2 protein-coding genes are annotated in these 2,888 nt (G+C 73.4%); one reads left to right on the forward strand and one right to left on the reverse strand.

Features of this window, described 5'->3' with window-relative positions; all coding sequences use genetic code 11:
- The coding region (locus IH13_RS0110860; RefSeq protein ID WP_031083289.1) for a S9 family peptidase at positions 1-1,863 on the forward strand (1,863 nt) is incomplete at its 5' end.
- Between the two features lie 182 nt (positions 1,864-2,045).
- On the opposite strand, the gene IH13_RS0110865 is transcribed toward IH13_RS0110860, so the two are convergent.
- Positions 2,046-2,888, reverse strand: an 843-nt coding sequence (locus IH13_RS0110865) for an ABC transporter ATP-binding protein (RefSeq protein ID WP_031083290.1), incomplete at its 5' end; no start/stop codon positions are given.

Genomic DNA, 2,888 nt, shown 5'->3' on the forward strand with positions numbered 1-2,888 from the left:
ACGCGGGAGGGCTCGGCCGGCATCGTCGGCTACGCGCTGGACGCCGCCGCCGAGTTGGCCGCGTTCGCCCTGTCCGGCACGGTGTACGTGGCCGAGTTGGGGGCCGGCACCGCGCGGGCGCTGCCCGTGCCCGGACCGGTGCTCGACCCCCGGCCCTCCCCCGACGGCCGGCACGTCGCCTACGTCGCACAGGGCGCGCTGCGGGTCGTTCGGACGGACGGCGAGGAGGACCGCGCGCTCGCCGAGCCGGAGGACGAGCACACCACGTACGGTCTCGCGGAGTTCGTGGCGGCCGAGGAGATGCACCGCCACCGCGGCTTCTGGTGGTCGCCGGAGTCGGACCGGCTGCTGGTCGCCCGGGCCGACGACAGCGCCGTACGGCGGTGGTGGATCGCCGACCCGGCCAACCCGGACAGCAGGCCCGCCGAGATCGGCTACCCGGCCGCCGGAACGCCCAACGCCGAGGTACGGCTCTTCCTGACGGACCTCGACGGGTCCCGTACGGAAGTTGTCTGGGACCGGACCCGCTTCCCCTATCTGGCGCAGGTCCACTGGTCCTCGGGCGGCGCCCCACTGCTGCTGGTGCAGGCCCGCGACCAGCGCAGTCAGCTGTACCTCACCGTGGACACCGAAACCGGAGCGACTCGCACCGTCCATGTGGACGAAGATCCGGTATGGCTGGAACTCTTCGTCGGAGCGCCCGCCTGGGCCCCCGACGGGCGGCTCGTGCGCATCGCCGACGAGGGCGGCGCGCGGGTGCTCTCGGTCGGCGACCGGCCGCTGACCGGGGACCATCTGCACGTCCAGGCGGTACTGGACATCGGCGAGTCGGACATCCTGGTGTCCGCCACCGCCGGCGAGGGGGCGAAGGACCCGGAGACCGGCCAGAGCCATGTGTACCGGGTCAACGAGCTGGGCGTCGAGCGCGTCAGCGAGGGCCCCGGGGTGCACACGGCGGTGCGCGCGGGCGGGGTGACGGTCATGGTCTCCGCCTCCCTGGAGCACCCGGGGGCGGCCGTACGCGTCCTGCGGGACGGCCGGCCGGTCGCCACCGTCGCCAACCTCGCCCAGAAACCCGTCCTCACGGCCGGAGTGCGGTTGACCGAGGGGGGCGCACGGCGGATTCCGTGCGCCGTACTGCTCCCCACCGGCTACACCGAGGACGACGGTCCGCTCCCGGTCCTGATGGACCCCTACGGCGGGCCGCACGGCCGCCGGGTGGTCGCCGCGCACAACGCGCACCTCACGTCCCAGTGGTTCGCCGACCAGGGCTTCGCCGTGATCACCGCGGACGGCCGGGGCACCCCGGGGCGTTCCCCCGGCTGGGAGAAGGCGGTCAGGGACGACTTCACCCTCACCCTCGACGACCAGGTGGAGGCCCTGCACGCGCTGGCCGGACGCTTCCCGCTGGACCTGACCAAGGTCGCGATGCGCGGCTGGTCGTACGGCGGCTACCTCTCGGCCCTCGCGGTGCTGCGCCGCCCGGACGTCTTCCACGCGGCGGTGGTCGGCGCCCCGGTGACCGACTGGCGGCTGTACGACACCCACTACACGGAGCGCTACCTCGGCGACCCGGCCGACCAGCCCGAGGTCTACGCGTCCAACTCCCTGGTGACGGACGAGGGGCTCTCCCGCGCCGCCGACGAGGCACGGCCCATGATGATCGTCCACGGCCTCGCCGACGACAACGTGGTGGTCGCCCACGCCCTGCGGCTGTCCTCGGCGCTGCTGGCGGCGGGACGGCCGCACGAGGTACTGCCGCTGAGCGGGGTCACGCACATGACGCCGCAGGAGCAGGTGGCGGAGAACCTGCTGCTGCTCCAGGTGGAATTCCTCAGGCGGTCGCTGGGGCTGCGCCGGTAGCACGGCGGACCTCACCAGCCGGGCGGAGGCGGTCCGGGTGGCTGCGGACAGCCGGCCCCGGCGGCCGTGTGGAGGAACGCGGTGACCAGTCCGGGGAGCGGGGAAGGGCCCGTGCGGCCGGCCGGGGTGGGGTGGTGACGGCCGGGTGGCCGACGGACGCACCCGGTCGTCGTCCTGCGGCGTCAGTCCCGGTCGTCGTCCCCCCGGGGCGGCGCGTCCGCGGGTTCGGGCGTCTCCAGGAGCCCCTCCGGCGGCACCACCCGCTTCTCCTCGGCGAAGTGGCAGGCCGAGTCGTGCCGGGCGGGGGTGTCCACGTCGCGGAACACCGCCGGCACGGCCAGCAGCGGCACCTCCAGTGCGCACCGCTCCTGCGCCTTCCAGCACCGGGTGCGGAAGCGGCAGCCCGACGGGATGTTCGCCGGCGAGGGCACGTCGCCGTGCAGGATGATCCGCTCCCGGTGGTCCCGGGCCGTCGGGTCCGGTACCGGGACGGCCGAGAGCAGCGCCTGGGTGTAAGGGTGCGTGGGGTGGTCGTAGATCTCCGCGTCGGTGCCGGTCTCGACGATCCGGCCGAGGTACATGACGCCGACCCGGTCCGAGATGTGCCGGACGATCGACAGGTCGTGCGCGATGAAGACGAAGCTCAGGCCGAACTCCGTCTGGAGCCGGTCCAGCAGGTTGACCACCTGTGCCTGCACCGACACGTCCAGGGCCGAGACCGGCTCGTCCGCGACGATGATCTCCGGGTTGAGCGCGAGGCCCCGGGCGATGCCGATGCGCTGGCGCTGACCGCCGGAGAACTGGTGCGGGTAGCGGTTGATGTACTCCGGGTTCAGCCCGACGACGTCCAGGAGGTCCTGCACCTTGCGGCGCCGGTCGCCCTTCGGGGCCACCTCGGGGTGGATCTCGTAGGTCTCCCCGATGATGTCGCCGACGGTCATGCGCGGGTTCAGCGAGGTGTACGGGTCCTGGAACACCATCTGGATGTTGCGGCGTACGGCCTTCAGCGCCCGGCCGGACAGCTT

It is taken from the genome of Streptomyces sp. NRRL WC-3549, from assembly GCF_000721935.1.
Lineage (GTDB): Bacteria > Actinomycetota > Actinomycetes > Streptomycetales > Streptomycetaceae > Streptomyces.